General features: G+C 62.7%; 16 protein-coding genes. 9 read left to right on the top strand and 7 right to left on the bottom strand.

Annotated features, from left to right (window positions below; genetic code table 11):
• Positions 1–56 precede the first annotated feature (56 nt).
• The 4 genes from pgsA to IFT98_RS12630 all read right to left on the bottom strand — a co-directional run bounded on the left by pgsA (position 57) and on the right by IFT98_RS12630 (position 3,616).
• Positions 57–617 (bottom strand): CDP-diacylglycerol--glycerol-3-phosphate 3-phosphatidyltransferase, encoded by a 561-nt coding sequence (pgsA, locus tag IFT98_RS12645; RefSeq protein WP_122715716.1) that lies wholly within the window; start codon positions 615–617, stop codon positions 57–59.
• A 32-nt stretch (positions 618–649) separates the two neighbouring features.
• Positions 650–2,473, bottom strand: a complete 1,824-nt coding sequence (gene uvrC, locus IFT98_RS12640) for an excinuclease ABC subunit UvrC (protein WP_122715717.1) — start codon at positions 2,471–2,473, stop codon at positions 650–652.
• A gap of 2 nt (positions 2,474–2,475) precedes the next feature.
• Entirely contained in the window at positions 2,476–3,120 is a 645-nt protein-coding gene (gene gacA / locus IFT98_RS12635; protein WP_122477418.1) for a response regulator transcription factor GacA, read from the bottom strand.
• 112 nt (positions 3,121–3,232) lie between these two features.
• The gene (locus tag IFT98_RS12630; RefSeq protein ID WP_122796426.1) at positions 3,233–3,616 is read right to left on the bottom strand and encodes a helix-turn-helix domain-containing protein; all 384 of its coding nucleotides are present in this window, start codon (positions 3,614–3,616) and stop codon (positions 3,233–3,235) included.
• A gap of 81 nt (positions 3,617–3,697) precedes the next feature.
• On the opposite strand from IFT98_RS12630, the gene IFT98_RS12625 reads away from it, so the two are divergent.
• On the top strand, positions 3,698–3,919 hold the full coding sequence (locus IFT98_RS12625) for a DNA-binding protein (protein ID WP_122796425.1): 222 nt from the start codon (positions 3,698–3,700) through the stop codon (positions 3,917–3,919).
• 10 nt (positions 3,920–3,929) lie between these two features.
• On the opposite strand, the gene IFT98_RS12620 is transcribed toward IFT98_RS12625, so the two are convergent.
• Positions 3,930–4,373, bottom strand: a complete 444-nt coding sequence (locus IFT98_RS12620) for a GNAT family N-acetyltransferase (RefSeq protein ID WP_192048993.1) — start codon at positions 4,371–4,373, stop codon at positions 3,930–3,932.
• A 536-nt stretch (positions 4,374–4,909) separates the two neighbouring features.
• Between IFT98_RS12620 and IFT98_RS12615 the strand changes: the two genes are divergently transcribed.
• The 4 genes from IFT98_RS12615 to rarD all read left to right on the top strand — a co-directional run bounded on the left by IFT98_RS12615 (position 4,910) and on the right by rarD (position 8,863).
• A complete protein-coding gene (locus IFT98_RS12615) occupies positions 4,910–6,025 on the top strand; it encodes a 3-deoxy-7-phosphoheptulonate synthase (RefSeq protein WP_192048991.1) in 1,116 nt (371 codons plus the stop codon).
• Between the two features lie 102 nt (positions 6,026–6,127).
• Complete coding sequence (locus IFT98_RS12610; protein ID WP_192048989.1) at positions 6,128–6,280, top strand: hypothetical protein; 153 nt, start codon at positions 6,128–6,130, stop codon at positions 6,278–6,280.
• A gap of 86 nt (positions 6,281–6,366) precedes the next feature.
• Positions 6,367–7,902, top strand: coding sequence for an EAL domain-containing protein (locus tag IFT98_RS12605; RefSeq protein ID WP_192048987.1), 1,536 nt, complete (start codon positions 6,367–6,369; stop codon positions 7,900–7,902).
• A 76-nt stretch (positions 7,903–7,978) separates the two neighbouring features.
• Positions 7,979–8,863, top strand: a complete 885-nt coding sequence (rarD, locus tag IFT98_RS12600; RefSeq protein ID WP_192048985.1) for an EamA family transporter RarD — start codon at positions 7,979–7,981, stop codon at positions 8,861–8,863.
• Between the two features lie 15 nt (positions 8,864–8,878).
• On the opposite strand, the gene IFT98_RS12595 is transcribed toward rarD, so the two are convergent.
• Complete coding sequence (locus tag IFT98_RS12595) at positions 8,879–10,435, bottom strand: TerC family protein (RefSeq protein ID WP_192048983.1); 1,557 nt, start codon at positions 10,433–10,435, stop codon at positions 8,879–8,881.
• A gap of 371 nt (positions 10,436–10,806) precedes the next feature.
• On the opposite strand from IFT98_RS12595, the gene mexE reads away from it, so the two are divergent.
• The 4 genes from mexE (at position 10,807) to IFT98_RS12575 (ending at position 17,352) form a co-directional block, all read left to right on the top strand.
• Positions 10,807–12,036: a multidrug efflux RND transporter periplasmic adaptor subunit MexE gene (gene mexE / locus IFT98_RS12590; RefSeq protein ID WP_122715847.1), complete on the top strand. Its 1,230-nt coding sequence runs from the start codon at positions 10,807–10,809 to the stop codon at positions 12,034–12,036.
• 12 nt (positions 12,037–12,048) lie between these two features.
• Positions 12,049–15,228 carry an efflux RND transporter permease subunit gene (locus IFT98_RS12585; protein ID WP_192048981.1) on the top strand — a complete coding sequence of 1,060 codons (3,180 nt, stop codon included), beginning with the start codon at positions 12,049–12,051 and terminating at the stop codon, positions 15,226–15,228.
• Positions 15,225–16,637 (top strand): efflux transporter outer membrane subunit, encoded by a 1,413-nt coding sequence (locus IFT98_RS12580; RefSeq protein WP_192048979.1) that lies wholly within the window; start codon positions 15,225–15,227, stop codon positions 16,635–16,637. The genes IFT98_RS12585 and IFT98_RS12580 overlap by 4 nt, the downstream gene beginning before the upstream one ends.
• Before the next feature lie 145 nt (positions 16,638–16,782).
• Entirely contained in the window at positions 16,783–17,352 is a 570-nt protein-coding gene (locus IFT98_RS12575; protein WP_192048978.1) for a GNAT family N-acetyltransferase, read from the top strand.
• 206 nt (positions 17,353–17,558) lie between these two features.
• Here the strand turns inward: IFT98_RS12575 and IFT98_RS12570 are convergent, their stop codons facing one another.
• On the bottom strand, positions 17,559–18,443 hold the full coding sequence (locus IFT98_RS12570; protein WP_192048977.1) for a LysR family transcriptional regulator: 885 nt from the start codon (positions 18,441–18,443) through the stop codon (positions 17,559–17,561).
• Positions 18,444–18,482: the final 39 nt, after the last annotated feature.

Raw genomic sequence — 18,482 nt, 5'->3', positions numbered from 1 at the left:
GGGCGCCATTCTATCTAATCGGCGACACCCGTCAAGCCCTTGATTCAAAAATAGTTTTATTTCTTCTCGGCTGTGATGCGCAAGTGCGGCCAGGCGGCGCGCAGGTATTGCAGCATGGACCACAAGGTCAGTGCGGCGGCGACGAGCAAAAGGGCGTAGCCCACGATGACCCAGAAGGTGGCGGCCTTGGGATTGGCCAGCAGGATGACCAGAGCCAGCATCTGCGCGGCGGTTTTCCATTTGCCCATGTTGGACACTGCGACCTGGGCGCGTGCGCCGATCTCGGCCATCCACTCGCGCAGCGCCGAGACGACGATTTCGCGACCGATGATGATCGCTGCAGGCAGGGTCAGCCAGAAGTTGGCATGTTCCTGCACCAGCAGCACCAGGGCCACCGCCACCATGAGTTTGTCGGCCACCGGATCGAGGAACGCACCGAATGGCGTGCTCTGCTCCCAACGGCGGGCCAGATAGCCGTCCAGCCAATCGGTTGCCGCCGCTATCGCGAACACGGTGCTGGCTGCCATATAGCTCCAATGGTAGGGCAGATAGAACAGCAATATGAAGAACGGTATCAGCAGGACGCGCAGTACGGTAAGCAAGTTAGGGATATTCATCGGCACAACTGGCTGCAAGGTGAGATGGCATTCTACTCGCTGTGCAGGTTTGCATAAATCGACTCTGCCAGCTTTTTACTGATTCCCGGTGCCTTGGCGATTTCCTCGACGCTGGCGCGGGCGATTTCCTGTAGCCCGCCGAAATGCTTGAGCAACTCGCGGCGACGCTTGGGGCCCACGCCTGCAACCCCTTCCAGGGTCGAGGTGCGACGTGTCTTGCCGCGCCGCGCGCGGTGACCGGTGATCGCAAAACGGTGGGCTTCGTCACGAATCTGCTGGATCAGGTGCAGCGCCGGCGAGTCGCCCTTGAGGGTGAATTCATGGGCGACGTCGTTCAGGTACAGCGTTTCGAAGCCGGCCTTGCGGGTCGTGCCCTTGGCCACGCCGAGCAGGATGAGGTCGGGGATGGCCAGTTCGTTCAGCACTTCCCGGGCCATGTTCAACTGGCCCTTGCCGCCGTCCACCAGCAGCACGTCGGGCAGCTTGCCCTCGCCTGCCTTGATCTTGCTGAAGCGGCGCATCAGCGCCTGGTGCATGGCCGCATAGTCATCGCCTGCGGTGACGCCCTCGATGTTGTAGCGGCGGTAGTCCGACTTGATCGGCCCTTCGGGGCCGAACACCACGCACGACGCCACGGTGGCTTCGCCGCTGGAGTGACTGATGTCGTAGCATTCCAGCCGCTGCGGTGGCTCGTCCAGGTTCAGCACCTCGGCCAGCGCATCGAACCGCGCGGCTACGTGCTGGCGATTGGCGAGCCGTGCGCCCAGCGCCTGCTCGGCGTTGGTCACGGCCAGCTGCTGCCAGCGTGCGCGGGTGCCGCGCACGCGATGGCTCAGGCTCAGTTCACGACCACGCAAAGTATCGAGGGCATCGAGCAACGCTTCGTGGTCTTCGGGAATCACATTGACGATCAACTCGCTCGGCAGGTCGCGCTCGGAGCTGCCCAGGTAGTATTGCGAGAGAAACGCCGACATGACTTCGGCGACTTCTTCTTCGATACCCACCTGCGGAAAGAAATTCTTGCTGCCCAGCACCCTGCCGGCGCGCACGGTGATCAGGTGTACACAGGCGCCGCCCGGGTTGACGAAGGCAGCGATGACGTCGACGTCGCCGCTGCCGCCCTCCATGCTTTGCTGGTCCTGCACGCGTCGCAGCAGACCGATCTGGTCGCGCAACTGCGCTGCCTCTTCGAACTGCAGGTCCATCGCCGCTTTCTCCATGCTGGCGGAAAGCTCGTTGGTCAACTGGTTGCTGCGCCCTTCCAGGAACATCACCGAATGGCGAACGTCTTCGGCATACTCAGGCGCCTCCACAAGCCTTACGCACGGCGCCTTGCAGCGCTTGATCTGGTGTTGCAGGCATGGACGCGTGCGGTTTCTGAAGTAGCTGTCCTCGCACTGGCGAACGAAGAAGGTCTTCTGCAACAGGCTCAGGCTCTCGCGAATGGCTCCTGCGCTCGGATAGGGACCAAAGTAGCGACCCTTGGCCTTCTTGGCGCCGCGATGAATGCTCAGTCGCGGAAATTCGCCATCGGAAAGAAACACATAAGGATAGGATTTGTCGTCGCGCAGCAGAATGTTGTAGGGCGGCCGCCACTCCTTGATGAGGGTCTGCTCGAGCAGCAACGCCTCGGTTTCGTTGGCCGTGATGGTGGTTTCGATCTGCTGGATCTTGCCCACCAGGGCAGCGGTCTTGGGCGCCTGGCCGGTTTTGCGAAAATAGCTGGCCAAGCGCTTCTTGAGGTTTTTCGCCTTGCCCACGTAAAGCAGGCGCATGGCGTCGTCGAACATCCGGTACACGCCCGGACGTCCGCTGCAGGTGGCAAGAAAGGCACTGGGATCGAATGCAGCAGTCATGGTCAAAGGTTGGTGTCTACCATGCCATGCCGAACCGCCAGCAGGGTCAACTCCACGTCACTGGTCACCGAGAGTTTCTCGAAGATCCGGTAGCGATAGGTATTGACCGTCTTGGGCGACAGGCACAGCTTATCTGAGATGATCTGGACTTTCTGGCAGCCGACGATCATCAGGGCAATCTGGATTTCCCGTTCGGACAACAGATCGAACGGTGAGTTGCTGGTCTGTGGCTGGAACGACTTGAGGGCCAATTGCTGGGCAATCTGCGGGCTGATGTAACGCTGGCCGGCGAAGACCAGGCGAATCGCCTGGACCATTTCGGCAAGCCCCGCACCCTTGGTCAGGTACCCGGCGGCACCGGCTTGCAGCAGGCGCGTGGGAAATGGATCTTCCTCGCAGACGGTGACAGCCACCACTTTGATATCGGGATGGCTGCGCAGCAGTTTGCGCGTCGCCTCGAGACCACCGATACCGGGCATCTTGACGTCCATCAGCACCACGTCCGGCTTGAGATCGCGAGCATATTGCAGCGCCCCCTCGCCCGATTCGGCCTGCCCCACGACCTGCAGGTCGTCGATATCGGCCAGCATGCGGGTGATACCGGTACGGACCAGGTCGTGATCGTCGACTACTAGAACCCGAATCAAACGGACACCTCGTAATAGTGGTCTCGGGGAATGGCGCCACATTACCAAACATTGCCGCTTCGGACCTAGCTGAAAGCGTCATGAATATGGCGTGGGGCGTCGGCGCGGAAAATCAGTCCCGGGTATTTCTCGTCCGTATTTTTTTCTGGACCGTACCGCGCGCGGAATAGTTCGCCGCCATCTCTGCAAGGCTGTTGGCCAGATTACTCAAGACGGCCTGCCCGGAAGTAGGAAGAGTCCGATATGTTTCTAGGACTTTTTCCTCTCCACCACTGAGGGCCTGCTCGGCCAACGGCGTTCGACTGCCGAGCACTACATAGAGAACGTCGACGCCTATCGTCGAAACAGCAGCCAAGTAATCGGCTCGAGGTGATCTGTCACCGTTTTCGTACTTGCCTTGCGCATTGGGTTCGACACCGCCCACTTGGCCAAACTCGCGTTGCGTAAGCTCCAGACGCTCGCGCTCTTCCCTTAGTCGGGGACCGATTCCAGTCATTTGAATGTATAATCCTTTATCGAAACACCCGAAACGGTGCGAAATAAAACCACTTTGAACCCTCTAAAACGGACTTGAACTATGCATGGTATACGGACTGCCGCACAAGCCAGAGCCTGGCTCGATCAGCAAGGGAAATCGGTACAAGAGTTTGCGCGCGAGAATGGCGTGGACCCTGCCACCACCTACCAGGTGTTGGCGGGACGCAAGAAGGGGCGGCGTGGCGAAGCCCACCGAGTCGCCGTGCTGCTGGGCATGAAGCTGGGCACCATCACCGCCGCGCTGGAGGGCGGCCAGCGCTGAGCGCACGCAGTCAACGGTCGGGGCTGGGCAGAACACGCTCCATGCGCAGAAAGCTGTCCTGCTCCCCCACCACCTCGAAACCGTGGCGGCCATAGAGCCGCTGCGCGGGGTTGTCCTTGAACACCATCAGACGCACCCGCGGCAAGCGTTGGCAGCGCGCTTGCTGCACCACCTGCTCGAGTACCCAATGGCCTACGCCCTGGCCACGATGCACCGGCAGCAGATGCACTTCGCGGATGAACAGTGCATGGGCATCCCTGGACAGACTGATGTAGCCCAGCAGCACGGCGTCGCGACAGATCAATCGGTTGTCGCGCCAATGCCAGGCCTGATCGAAACCCTCGTCCAGCCACAGCAGATCGTGACGGCCGTAGTAAGGCAGCATCGCTCGCCGAGTGAGGTCTCGGGCGAAACGCAGATCCTGATCGGTAGCCGCCCGCAGGTACAAAGTCATTGCATCCTCCCCACGTCAAGAATGAGCTTGAATCCTTCGCCATGGCTGAAGTAAGCTCCAGCCATCCACCGGAGACTATCAATGTCGCACAACACCTTCAGCCCTGCATCCTTGCCTGCGACCTGCGCAGCGATGACGGCTGTCCGTGCACCGGCAAACGTTTATTTTGGGTATTGGTTTAGCCACTGGCGCGCCTGATACCCATATCGGCGCCCATTTCACAGGGGTCGCCGACAGAGAATTCTCAACCCCCAGTCGGCCTCCCGACTGGGGGTTTTTGCTTTTCAGGGCTTCATGTTTATTCGGCACTTTCGCCACGAAATCGAGGAACGCTTCATGAACAACTTTACTTATTACCGTTTCGACATCCGCAACCTCTGGCGATTTAGCAACCTCCGTTCGGCCCAGCCTGCCGCCTCCGACCCGTCGTTGATGGGTGGCATGACCCGTAGTCCAGACTCCCCGGCACTTTGTCGAACACCTTGATAGGGCAGCGCATGCGGGCAAGCACCCCGCCGCTGTCCAGGACCCAGACCATGAACAACAGCCTGACCACTTTGCACCCTACCCCTGCTGTCCAGACTCGCGCAGCCGCAACTGCCGCCGCGGCAAAAGACGCCGCCAACACGCCAGCGACTCACCGTCTGCCCACGCATTTCGCGCTCAAGCAGCAACTGCCCCTTGCCGATCACCTGAGCACCCAGGTCCAAGCCCATCGCCAAGCCATCCGCGCCATTCTCGAAGGCCGTGACCCACGCCTGCTGGTCGTAGTGGGCCCCTGCTCCCTGCACGATCCGAAGTCTGCGCTGGAGTACGCACGCAACTTGAGCCGGCTGGCGCAGGAGCTCGAGGGCGAGATGCTGCTGGTGATGCGCGCCTACGTGGAAAAACCGCGCACCACGGTGGGCTGGAAAGGCCTGGCTTACGATCCTTACCTCGATGGTACCGACGACATGGCGGGCGGCCTGACCCTGTGCCGCGACCTCATGCGCGAAATGCTGCGCCTGGGCCTGCCGCTGGCCAGTGAAGTGTTGCAGCCGATGGCGTCAGGCTACTTCGACGACCTGTTGAGCTGGGTGGCGATCGGTGCACGCACCACGGAATCGCAGATCCATCGCGAGCTGGCCAGCGGCCTGGGAATCCCGGTCGGTTTCAAGAACGGCACCGACGGCGGCGTTGCAGTCGCGTGCGATGCCATGCGCAGTGCGGCCCATGCCCATCGCCATTTCGGCATCGATCCGCAGGGGCACCCGGCCATGATCGACACCACCGGCAATCCCGACACCCACCTGGTGTTGCGCGGGGGGCACCGCGGGCCCAACCATGACCGGCAGAGCATTGCCCAGGTGCACAACGATCTGGCCAAAGCGGGTGTGAAGGCGCGAATCATGGTCGACTGCAGCCATGCCAACAGTGGCAAGGACCCATTGCGCCAGCCAGCGGTCTTCGACGACGTGCTGCAGCAGCGCCTGGACGGAGATCGTTCGTTGGTAGCGGTCATGCTGGAAAGCCATCTGCAGGAAGGCAGCCAGCCGATCAGTGGGCACATGCGCTACGGCGTGTCGGTCACCGACGGCTGCCTGGGCTGGGCCGCCACCGAGCGACTGCTGCGTCAAGGTGCCGAGCGCCTGCGCGGCACTGCCCAGGTTTGATGCACCTGCGTGTGCGTGCGCCGATCCGGATCGAGCTCGGCGCAGGCAACCAATCGGGCAGGGTCGAGTCCAATCTGCACGTTCTGAACATCGGAGATCACCATGAAAATCATCCCCTTCGCCGGTCTGGTGCTGTGCCTGGCACTGTTGCAAGGCTGCTTCGACAGCGCCGACAAGAGCACTACCAAAGGCAACAATGACGGTACCCCTTCCTCGGTACAGATGCAGAAGCCCGATCAGTCCAAGGATAAATAAGCCCCGGCGCCTGCCCCCGCAGGCGCTTTCATGAAATGATGGCGGCTTTGCCCTCGCATCTTCTGCGCACAAGGACTGTCGCCCGCATGCCGCTGACCCTCGCTGCTTCCAAACGCAAATTTTCGCGCCTGCTGCTGCCCTGGCTGGCGGCCGCAGTACCGCTGGCCTGCGGTGCAGTCATGCTGAACTGGGAGGCCGGTCGTTCGCTGCAGCTCGCATCGGCGCGCACCAGCCAGTTGGCGGTGGAGCAATTCGAGCTCATCCTCGATAACGTGGCGGCTGCCGCGGATGCCGTTCTGCCGCTGTCCGGACTACCCTGTGCGCAGGCACAACCGGCGCTGCTGGACCAGGTGACCCGGCGGCCCTTCGTGCGCTCGGTGAATCTGATCCAGGGCGACACACTTTACTGCAGCTCCCTGTCGGGCGCAGTGAGCGAAAACGTGAATCCGCTCGATTACGTCGATGGGCAGCTGTGGCTGATGCCCGGCAATTCGGTGACACCCGACCGCGGCTTGTTGATCTACCGCGCCGTCCGTGGCGAGGCCAGCGCGCTCAGTACCGTCGACGGTTATCATCTGGCCAACGCCTTGCGCATGATGGGCTCGACCCATTCGATCACCTTGCACGTCGGCCGCAGCTGGATCGAAGCCAGCGGCAACGTTCATCAGGGGACGCCGCTGCCTGCCGCAGGCGGGCAAACTCGACTGCAGTCCACGCGCTACCCATTCAGCGTGGTCAGCGGCATCCCGGAAGGTGCGCGCTGGACGTTGATACGCGAGCAGTACGCCGGCATGTTCGGCCTGCTGCTGCTTGTCTCGGCGGTGGTCGGCCTGCTGTGCCGGTGGGTGATGAGTCGTTCCGGCTCGCGCTATCAGGAGTTGCAGCGTGCCCTGGATGCCGAAGAGTTCGTACCTTTCTTTCAACCGGTGGTGTTCAGCCGGGACGGTCGCTGGGCGGGTGTCGAAGTGCTCATGCGCTGGCAGCATCCCCGCGAAGGCCTGGTCCGCCCCGACCTGTTCATTCCCTACGCCGAGGACTGCGGGCTGATCGTACCGATGACCCGCCTGCTGATGAAGCGCACCGCGCAGCAGCTGGGCACCTGCCTGGACCGGCTGCCGCAAGGCTTTCATGTCGGCATCAATATCACCGCCCAGCATTGCCTGGACTCGGCACTGTTCGATGACTGCAAGGCCTTCCTCGATGCGTTCCCGAAAGACCGGATCGCCTTGACCCTGGAATTGACCGAACGCGAGCTGATCCAGCCCTGCGCGCAGATTCACGCGCTGTTCGAACGGTTGCGCGGGTTGGGCGTGAGCATTGCCATCGACGACTTCGGCACCGGACAGTCGAGCCTTAGCTACCTGCAGCAGTTCAAGGTCGACTTTCTCAAGATCGACCAGAGCTTCGTGGCCATGATCGGCGTCAATACGCTTTCGCGACACGTGCTGGACAGCATCATCGAGCTGTCGGCCAAGCTCGGACTGCAGGTAGTCGCCGAAGGCGTGGAAACCGACGAGCAACGCGCTTACCTTGCCGCTCGCCATGTGAAGTACCTGCAGGGCTATCTGTTTGCCAAGCCGATGCCGCTGGCGGATTTCGAGCAAGCCTTGCGCCGTCTCTGAAAGCAGTGGTTGTACCCTGCCCGCCTGCCTGAGATCATTGTCGGCTCAGTCAGGTTTTTCGCGCTTCGAGGCTCCCGTGTCCAAAGGCATCATCACGTCCGTCACAGCGTCCACTCTGTTCGCCGTGATGTATTTCTATACCTCGCTGCTGACACCGCTGAGCGGCGAAGAGATGTTCGGCTGGCGCATGCTGCTGACCCTGCCGTGCGTGACCCTGTTCATGTGGCTCAGTGCCGATCTGCATCTGGTCGCCAGGGTGTGGCGCAACATTGCCCAGCGCCCGGTGCTGCTGCTGGGCTCGATAGGTACCTCGGCGCTGATGGGCGTGCAGCTGTGGCTGTTCCTCTGGGCGCCGCTGCACGGGCGCAGCCTGGAAGTGTCGTTGGGGTATTTCCTGCTGCCGTTGACCATGGTCCTCACAGGCCGCCTGGTGTATGGCGAACAGCTCTCGCACCTGCAGAAGCTGGCGGTGTTCTGCGCAGCCTGCGGTGTAGGCCACGAGCTGTTCCAGCACGGCCGCTTCGCCTGGGAAACGTTGCTCGTGGCTGCCGGCTATCCGGTGTATTTCGTGTTGCGTCGCGCGTGCGGCAATGATCATCTGGGCGGTTTGTGGACGGACATGTGCCTGATACTGCCGGCCGCGCTGCTGTTCATCGTGCAAGGGCAGCTGTCGCCGGCCGACATGCAGGCGCGACCGCTGCTGTACGCTCTGATACCGATTCTTGGCGTCATCAGTGCATCGGCGTTGATCTGCTACGTGATGGCCAGCCGTCTGTTGCCGTTCAGCCTGTTCGGGCTGCTCAGCTACGTCGAGCCGGTGCTGTTGGTGGGGGTGGCATTGCTGCTGGGCGAGAGCATCGCCCCAGACCAGTGGCTGACCTACTTGCCGATCTGGCTGGCGGTGCTCGTGCTGATGTTCGAAGGCGCCAAGCACCTGGCGCGCTCGCGTCGCGCGGTATGATTGCGCGCGCTTTCGCTACACCTCCAGCGCTTGCTTGCGCAGGAGCACCTGTTTGACCCGGCGCTCCTCCACCGTCAGCACGGTCAGGCTCCAGTGTTCCCATTGCAGCGTGTCGCCTTGCTTGGGCAAACGGTCGAGCAGACTCATGACCATGCCCGCCAGGGTCTGATAGTCATTGGTCGGCGCTGCATCGAAGCCGATGCGCGTCTGCAGCTGCTTGAGGTCCAACGCTGCACTCACGCGATAGCCATCTTCCTGCTCGACGATATCGGGGGCCTGCACTTCGCTGGCGTCGGGCAGCTCGCCGGCAATCGACTCGAGAATGTCGGTCATGGTCAGAATGCCGATGAAGCCGCCGAACTCGTTGACCACGAAGGCAATGTGCGTGGACTGCGCACGCATCTGCTCCAAGGCGTTGAGAATGCTGAAGGTCTCGAGCAGGTTGATCGGCTGGCGCGCCAAGCTGGCCAGATCCGCTGCCTCGCCCGCCAGCAGTTGCTTGAGCAACTCCTTCTTGTGCACGAAACCCAGAGGCTCGTCCACTTGGCCTTGTGCGATCAATGGCAGGCGTGAGTAGGACGACTGCATCAGGGTCTGCTCGGTGACCTCGCGCGACGCACCCAGGTCCAGGCAATCGACCTGGGCACGCACGGTCATGATGCTGCGAATGGGTTTTTCGGCCAGGTTCAACACCCCGCTGATCATCACCCGCTCACGCCGATCGAACAGCGCTTCGCTCTGCTCCTGGCCCACCAGGTCTTCGATTTCCTCGTCCATGGCTTCGCTGGCCGGACGCCGACCGCCCAGCAGGCGCAAGACGGCGTGGGCGGTACGTTCGCGCATCGGCCGATCCTGATGCTTGTGCTTGCGCCGTGCCCGCGCGATCTGGTTGAACACCTCGATGAGAATCGAGAAACCGATCGCGGCGTAGAGATAACCCTTGGGAATGTGGAAGCCCAGGCCTTCGGCGGTCAGGGCGAAGCCGATCATCATCAAGAAGCCCAGGCACAGCATGATCACCGTCGGGTGGCTGTTGACGAAACGCGTCAGCGGCTTGCTGGCGATGATCATCAGGCCGATGGAGAAGATCACCGCGATCATCATGATCGACAATTCGTCCACCATGCCCACGGCGGTGATCACCGCATCCAGGGAGAACACGGCGTCCAGCACGACGATCTGCGCGACGATTGGCCAGAACAGAGCGTAAGTCTTGACGCCAGATCGCTGCGCGACATGCCCTTCGAGCCTTTCATGCAACTCCATGGTGGCCTTGAACAGCAGGAAGATGCCGCCGAACAGCATGATCAGGTCGCGTCCGGAGAACGTCTTGCCGAACACCTCGAACAGCGGCTCGGTCAGCGTCACCATCCAGGAAATGCTGGCCAGCAGGCCCAGGCGCATGATCAACGCCAGCGACAGGCCGATCACCCGCGCGCGGTCACGCTGATGCGGCGGCAGCTTGTCGGCGAGAATCGCGATGAATACCAGATTGTCGATGCCCAGTACCAGTTCCAGGACGATCAGGGTCGCCAGGCCTAGCCAGGCCGTGGGGTCGGCTAGCCATTCCATGGAAGGGTACTCATCAGGCAGAAGGGGGGTATTGCGTGAAGCGCGGGACTGGGAGGTTCCGTGACGGGGTTCATAGAGGTCTTGAGTAGTTTCGGAATCTGATCCTACCGCCCGCCGTACTAATTCCTACAGCGAGAAAGTATTTCAAGGCTTGTACGGCTGTGCCTCGAAGGTTTGCCCTGCCGTCAGGTGCTGGAATGAATAAATCGTTAGCTAGCTTTGTATTTTTCCCGAAAATCAAGCACTTCCAGCGATGTTTATCATTCGCGATGATAGTTACCTTCGAACCATTCGATTCGTCGATTGTCACGTCTGCGCCGCATGATCCGCCCATCGTTGATGCTCTCTTACTTCACTTGGCGGATCTGCACATGCACCAGTCACTCACTCCGTTGCGTTTTCCGTTGGCGGCCCTTGCGCTGATGGTGATCGCGGCCTGCGGAAAAACACCCGATGTCGCCCAGGCGCCTGCTGCACCCAAGGTTACCGTGGCCCAGGTGCTGGAACAGCCGGTCAATGAATGGGACGAGTTCACCGGGCGCCTGGAAGCACCGGAAACCGTCGAGATTCGCCCACGCGTGTCGGGCCAGATTGACCAGGTAGCCTTCACCGAGGGCGCCCTGGTGAACAAGGGCGACCTGCTGTTCCAGATCGATCCGCGGCCGTTCCAGGCCGAAGTGCGGCGCCTGGAAGCGCAGCTGCAACAGGCCCGCGCCAGTTCTGCGCGCAGCGACAACGAAGCGCAACGCGGCCAGCGCCTGCAAGCGAGCAATGCGATTTCCGCCGAGTTGGCCGAGACCCGTGCCACCGCGGCGCAGGAATCGCGCGCGGCACTCGCCGGCATCCAGGCACAGCTTGACCTGGCCCGGCTGAACCTGAGCTTCACCCGCGTCACGGCACCGATTTCCGGGCGCGTCAGCCGTGCCGAAATAACCGCAGGCAACATCGTCACCGCTGACGTGACGCCGCTGACCAGCGTGGTCTCTACCGACAAGGTGTATGCCTACTTCGATGCCGACGAGCGCGTGTACCTCAAGTACACCCAGCTCGCCCGCCAGGGCCAGCGCGGCCAGACCACCCCGGTCTACCTGGGGCTGTCCAACGAGGCCGGCAACCCGCACCTGGGACACATGAATTTCGTCGACAACCAGGTCAATCCCAAGACCGGCACCATCCGCGGTCGCGCCGTGTTCGACAACAAGGACGGCAGCTTCACCCCCGGCCTGTACGCACGGCTGAAACTGGTGGGCAGCGCCACCTATTCGGCAGTGCTGATCAAGGACGAGGCGGTGGGCACCGACCTGGGCAAGAAGTTCGTGCTGGTGATGGATCAGGACAACAAGGCGGCCTACCGCAGCATCGAGTTGGGGCCCAAGCTGGAGGGCCTGCGCATCGTGCGCAGTGGCCTGAACAAGGATGAGCGCATCGTCATCAACGGCCTGCAGCGCGTTCGCCCCGGTTCCCAGGTCGATCCCGAAGTCGCCCAGATGGCCAGCCCTGCCACCCTCGCCGCCCTGGCCGAACAGCGCCATGCCCTGGAAGCCAGCAACACGCCCGCTGCTGCGGTCAAGGTTGCCAGCGTTTCGACTCCACGCGGTTAAGAGATCACTGCGATGAACTTCTCTCAATTCTTCATCAAGCGGCCGATCTTCGCCGCCGTGCTGTCGCTGATCATTCTGATCGCCGGCGCCATCTCGCTGTTCCAGCTGCCGATCAGCGAGTACCCCGAAGTGGTTCCGCCGACCGTGGTGGTGCGTGCCAGCTTCCCCGGCGCCAACCCCAAGGTCATCGGTGAAACCGTGGCCGCGCCGCTCGAGCAGGCCATCACCGGTGTGGAGAACATGCTGTACATGTCCTCGCAGTCTACCGCCGACGGCAAGCTGACCTTGACCCTGACCTTCGCTTTGGGCACCGACCTGGACAATGCCCAGGTGCAGGTGCAGAACCGAGTGACGCGCACCCAACCCAAGTTGCCCGAAGAAGTCACGCGGATCGGCATTACCGTGGACAAGGCCTCACCGGACTTGACCATGGTGGTCCACCTGACCTCCCCCGACCAGCGCTACGACATGCTCTATCTGTCCAACTACGCGACCTTGAACATCAAGGACGAACTGGCCAGGCTCAATGGCATTGGCGACGTGCAGTTGTTCGGCATGGGCGACTATTCATTGCGCGTTTGGCTGGACCCGAACAAGACCGCTTCGCGCAACCTGACGGCCACCGACGTGGTCACCGCCATCCGTGAGCAGAACCGTCAGGTTGCCGCTGGCCAGTTGGGCGCGCCGCCCGCGCCCAACGCCACCAGCTTCCAGATGTCGGTCAACACCCAGGGTCGCTTGGTCACCGAGGAAGAATTCGAAAACATCGTCGTGCGCGCCGCCGACGATGGCGAAATCACCCGGCTCAAGGACATTGCCCGCGTGGAGCTGGGTTCCAGCCAGTACGCGTTGCGCTCGCTGCTGAACAACCAACCGGCAGTGGCCCTGCCGATCTTCCAGCGGCCTGGTTCCAACGCCATCGACGTGTCCAATCAGGTTCGGGCGAAAATGGCCGAACTCAAGCAGTCATTCCCTGAAGGCATGGACTACAGCATCGTCTACGACCCGACCATCTTCGTGCGCGGCTCGATCGAGGCGGTGGTGCACACCTTGTTCGAAGCGCTGATTCTGGTCGTGCTGGTGGTGATCCTGTTCCTGCAGACCTGGCGCGCCTCGATCATTCCGCTGGTCGCCGTGCCGGTGTCGCTGATCGGCACCTTCGCCGTCATGCACATGTTCGGCTTTTCGCTCAACGCGTTGTCGCTGTTCGGACTGGTGCTGGCCATCGGTATCGTCGTGGACGACGCCATCGTGGTGGTGGAGAACGTCGAGCGCAACATCGAGCTGGGGCTGGAACCGGTGGCCGCCACCGAGCGGGCCATGCGCGAAGTGACCGGGCCGATCATCGCCACTGCGCTGGTGCTGTGTGCGGTGTTCGTGCCGGCGGCGTTCATCTCCGGGCTCACCGGGCAGTTCTACAAACAGTTCGCCTTGACCATCGCCATTTCCACGGTCATTTCGGCGTTCAACTCGTTGACCCTGTCGCCGGCCCTGGCGGCCGTGCTGCTCAAGGCCCACGACGCACCGAAGGACCGCTTCTCCAGGCTGCTCGACAAGCTGCTGGGCGGCTGGCTGTTCCGACCATTCAACCGCTTCTTCGAAAAGGCCAGCCATGGCTATGTCGGCACCGTGGCGCGGGTGATCCGCAGCAGCGGTATCGCCATGCTGGTGTATGCAGGGTTCATGGTGCTGACCTGGTTCGGTTTCGCCAACACCCCGACCGGCTTCGTGCCCTCCCAGGACAAGCAGTACCTGGTGGCGTTCGCGCAGTTGCCGGACGCCGCCAGCCTGGACCGCACCGAAGATGTGATCAAGCGCATGTCGGACATCGCCTTGAAGCAGCCAGGCGTGGAGAACGCCATCGCCTTCCCCGGCCTGTCGATCAACGGCTTCACCAACAGCCCGAACAACGGCATCGTGTTCGTCGCGCTCAAGGACTTCGATCAGCGCAAGGACGCCAGCCTGTCGGCCAATGCCATCGCTGCCGAGCTCAACGGCAAGTTCGCCGGTATCCAGGACGCCTACATGGCGATCTTCCCACCGCCGCCGGTGATGGGCCTGGGCACCATCGGTGGATTCCGCCTGCAGGTTCAGGATCGCGGCAACCTGGGCTATGACGAGTTGTACAAGCAGACCCAGAACATCATCGCCAAGAGCCGCAGCGTGCCGGAACTGGCCGGGCTGTTCACCAGCTACACAGTGAACGTGCCGCAGGTGGATGCCTCGATCGATCGGGAAAAGGCCAAGACCCATGGCGTGGCCATCAGCGATATCTTCGACACCTTGCAGGTGTACCTGGGCTCGCTGTACGCCAACGACTTCAACCGCTTCGGGCGCACCTATCAGGTCAACGTCCAGGCCGAGCAGCAGTTCCGCCTGGAGGCCGAGCAGATCGGCCAGCTCAAGGTGCGCAACGATCGCGGCGAGATGATCCCGCTGGCCACGTTCATCAAGGTCAGCGATACCGCAGGGCCTGATCGCGTGATGCACTACAACGGCTTCGTCACGGCGGAAATCAACGGCGCTGCTGCACCCGGCTACAGTTCGGGCCAGGCCCAGGCGGCGGTGGAGAAGCTGCTCAAGGACGAACTGCCCAACGGCATGGCCTACGAATGGACCGAGCTGACCTACCAGCAGATTCTGGCAGGCAACACCGCCCTGTTCGTGTTCCCGCTGTGCGTGCTGCTGGCCTTCCTGGTGCTGGCGGCGCAGTACGAAAGCTGGAGCCTGCCGCTGGCGGTGATCCTGATCGTGCCCATGACCCTGCTCTCGGCGATTGCCGGGGTGATGATCGCGGGCAGCGACAACAATATCTTCACCCAGATCGGCCTCATCGTGCTGGTCGGACTGGCGTGCAAGAACGCGATCCTGATCGTCGAATTCGCCAAGGACAAGCAGGAGGAAGGCCTCGACCCGCTGGCCGCCGTGCTGGAGGCGTGCCGCTTGCGGCTGCGGCCGATCCTGATGACCTCGTTCGCGTTCATCATGGGCGTGGTGCCACTGGTGCTGTCGTCCGGCGCCGGTGCCGAGATGCGCCATGCGATGGGTGTAGCGGTGTTCTCCGGCATGCTGGGGGTGACCTTCTTCGGCCTGCTGCTGACCCCGGTGTTCTTCGTGCTGATCCGTCGCCATGTCGAGCGTCGCCAGGCCCGCAAGGCGGACCGCGCGCTCAAGCTTGAGGTACAACCATGAACCGCTTGAAACCCCTTCTGCCCAGCCTGCTGGTGATGGCCCTGGCCGCGTGCGCGGTGGGCCCTGACTACCGCGCGCCGCAGGAGCTGGATGCGTCCGTGGCGGCCGCCCAGGATGCGCGTTATTACCGCGCCGAGCAGTTCGATGCGGTGTGGTGGCAGCAATTCGACGACCCGACGCTCAATCGCCTGGTCAACGAATCGCTGCAGGGCAACCGCGAGCTGCGCGTGGCCTTCGCCCGCCTCAAGGCGTCGCGGGCGATCCGCGACGACGTGGCCAACGACCGCTTCCCGGTGGTGACCAGCCGCGCCAGCAGCGAGATCGGCAAGAGCCAGATACCGGGCCAGACCGACGACCGGGTCAATACCGAGCGCTACGACCTGGGCCTGGACATGGCCTGGGAAGTCGACTTGTTCGGGCGCATCCAGCGTCAGTTGGAAGTCAGTGACGCCCAGCAGGGTGAAGCCGCGGCCAACCTGCAGCAGTTGCAGGTGACGTTGATCGCCGACCTGGTGGATGCCTACGGACAACTGCGCGGCGCCCAGTTGCGCGAGAAGATCGCCCTGGCCAACCTGAAGAACCAGCAGGATTCGCACGGCATCACCCGCAGCCTGGAGGAAGCCGGTGTCGGCAACCAACTGGACGTGGTGCGTGCCGATGCACGCCTGGCCGCGGTCGAAGCGACCGTGCCGCAGCTACAGGCCGAGCAGGTGCGGGCACGCAACCGCATCGCCACCTTGCTCGGTCAGCGCCCCGATCAACTAAGCGTGGACCTGAGCCCGGCGCAGCTGCCGGCCATTGCCAAGGCACTGCCGATCGGTGATCCGACCCAGTTGCTGCGCCGCCGTCCGGACATTCGCAGTGCCGAACGCCGACTGGCAGCCGCCACCGCGCAGATCGGCGTGGCCACGGCCGACCTGTTCCCGCGGGTCAGCCTCAGCGGTTTCCTTGGTTTCACGGCGGCCCGTGGTTCGCAGATCGGTTCGTCGGCGGCCAACGCCTGGGGCCTGGGGCCGAGCATCACCTGGGCAGCTTTCGACCTGGGCAGCGTGCGTGCGCAGATTCGTGCGGCCAACGCCGATGCAGAGGGCGCGCTGGCCAGCTACGAGCAGGATGTGTTGCTGGCGCTGGAAGAATCGGAAAACGCCTTCAGTGACTACGGCAAGCGCCAGCAGCGTCTGCAGGCCCTGATGCGCCAGAGCGACTCCAGCCGCGCCGCGGCGGCGCTGGCGTCGATCCAGTACCGCGAAGGCACCGCCGATTACCTGGTGCTGCTCGATGCCGAGCGCGAGCGTTTGAGCGCCGAAGACGCCCAGGCCCAGGGCGAAACCGAGTTGTATCGCGGCATCGTGGCGATCTACAAGGCACTGGGCGGTGGCTGGCAGCCGGACACGCTGGCACGCCGGTAGCCCGGGAACGGCCGCTGTCGCGCGGGAAAAACGTCGCCGGCCGATGGTAGGATAGGCGCCATCCAGGCACCTCGGGGCTGCTGTCGGGCATGTCTGCCTGGCCGCTGCCTGCGGTGAGCCGATCCCGATCCGCAGCGAGCGCCCCATGATCACCATCCGCCCCATGACCCCCTCCGATTTCGAACGTTTCTGGCCCACCTTCAATGCGGTGGTCCAGGGGCAACAAACTTACGCCTACGATCCGGCCATGACTCGCGAGGCCGCCGAGCACACCTGGCTGCAACTGCCCTTGCATACCTTCGTTGCCGAGGATGAACAAGGCCAGCTGTTGGGCAGCTACTACCTCAAGGCCAATGCCGCAGGCCCCGGCAATCATGTGTGCAACTGCGGCTACATGGTCACCGAGGCGGCGCGCGGTCGAGGCGTGGCACGGCTGATGTGCGAGCACTCGCAGCAGGTGGCTCGCGACAGCGGTTTCCTGGCCATGCAGTTCAACTCGGTGGTAGCCAGCAACGAAGTGGCGGTGGCCCTGTGGCACAAGCTGGGGTTCGAAACCGTCGGGCGCCTGCCGCGGGCTTATCGGCATGCGCAGCACGGGCTGGTGGATTGCCTGGTGATGTACAAGTGGCTGGCCGAGGAGCCTGCGCCACCGACCCGGTTGATCGGCCGCAAGAACATCGAGTCGGTGGTATCGCGGCCGCGGCGCGCGCGCTGAACCGTTACCTGCATCACGGAAGTCGATGATGGCTATCGAAAAACGGAATTTTTCTTCAGGCCGCGGGATCAGCAGTATAGGTCCCCTTACCACGCCAAGGATTTCGTACCGATGAATATCAACCTGACTCTGTGCTGCATGATCGTCGTTTCATTCGGTATCGCATTGAGCCACGTCTGATCTTGCGCACGGGCGCAACGCAGTCCTCAGAGATTGCCCAGATGCTCGCGCAGGAACTCGATCAATACCTGCACTGGCCGTGACGTCTGTCGATGCTGCGGATACACCGCCGAAAGGGCCAGCGGCTCGGTGACGAAGTCATCCAGCACGGTCTGCAGCTGTCCCGAGGTGATCGCCTGCTGGACGATGAATCGAGGCAAGTAGGCGATACCCATGCCGGCCACGGCAGCCTCGCAGAGCAGTTCGCCGTTGTTGGCACGCAGGCGCCCGCCCACACCGATCACCAACGGCTTGCCGTCCACCTGGAAGCGCCACTGGACCTGCCGCGCGTGCCCGTAGGGCAGGCAGTCATGGCCCGCCAGCGCCTGGGGGGTGTCCGGAATGCCGCGTGCGGCCAGGTAGTCGGGACTTGCACAGTAGACGCGTGCGATGGAGGCAATGCGCCGAGCGATCAGCGATGAGTCTTCCAGCACGCCGATACGCAAGACCAGGTCGTAGCCTTCACCGAGCAGGTCGACCGGGCGGTCGCTGAGATCCATTTCGACCTGGACCTGGGGGTAGCGCTGGAGGAATCGAGGCATCAGAAGGCTGAGTTGCGCCATGGCGAACGACAGCGGCGCACTCACGCGCAAGATGCCACGCGGTTCGGCAGCCTGCCCTGCTATGCCCTGCTCGATCTGTTCCACTTCCGCCAGCAGGCGCACGGCCGAGTCGTAGTAGCTCTGGCCCAACGCGGTCACATCGAGGCGTCGGGTGGAGCGATTGAGCAAACGCGCGCCAAGACGGCTTTCGAGTTGCATCAAGCGACGGCTGATGTACTGCTTGGAAATCCCCAGTTGCTCGGCCGCGGCGGTGAAGCTGCGCGATTCCAGCACCTGCACGAACAGCCGCATGTCTTCGAAAGCGTTCATCGTCACTCCTTGGTTGACAATGCATTGTGGGACAGCCTT

Source organism: Pseudomonas sp. CFBP 8770 (assembly GCF_014841705.1).
GTDB lineage: Bacteria > Pseudomonadota > Gammaproteobacteria > Pseudomonadales > Pseudomonadaceae > Aquipseudomonas.
This window is presented reverse-complemented; position numbering and strand designations above follow the sequence as displayed.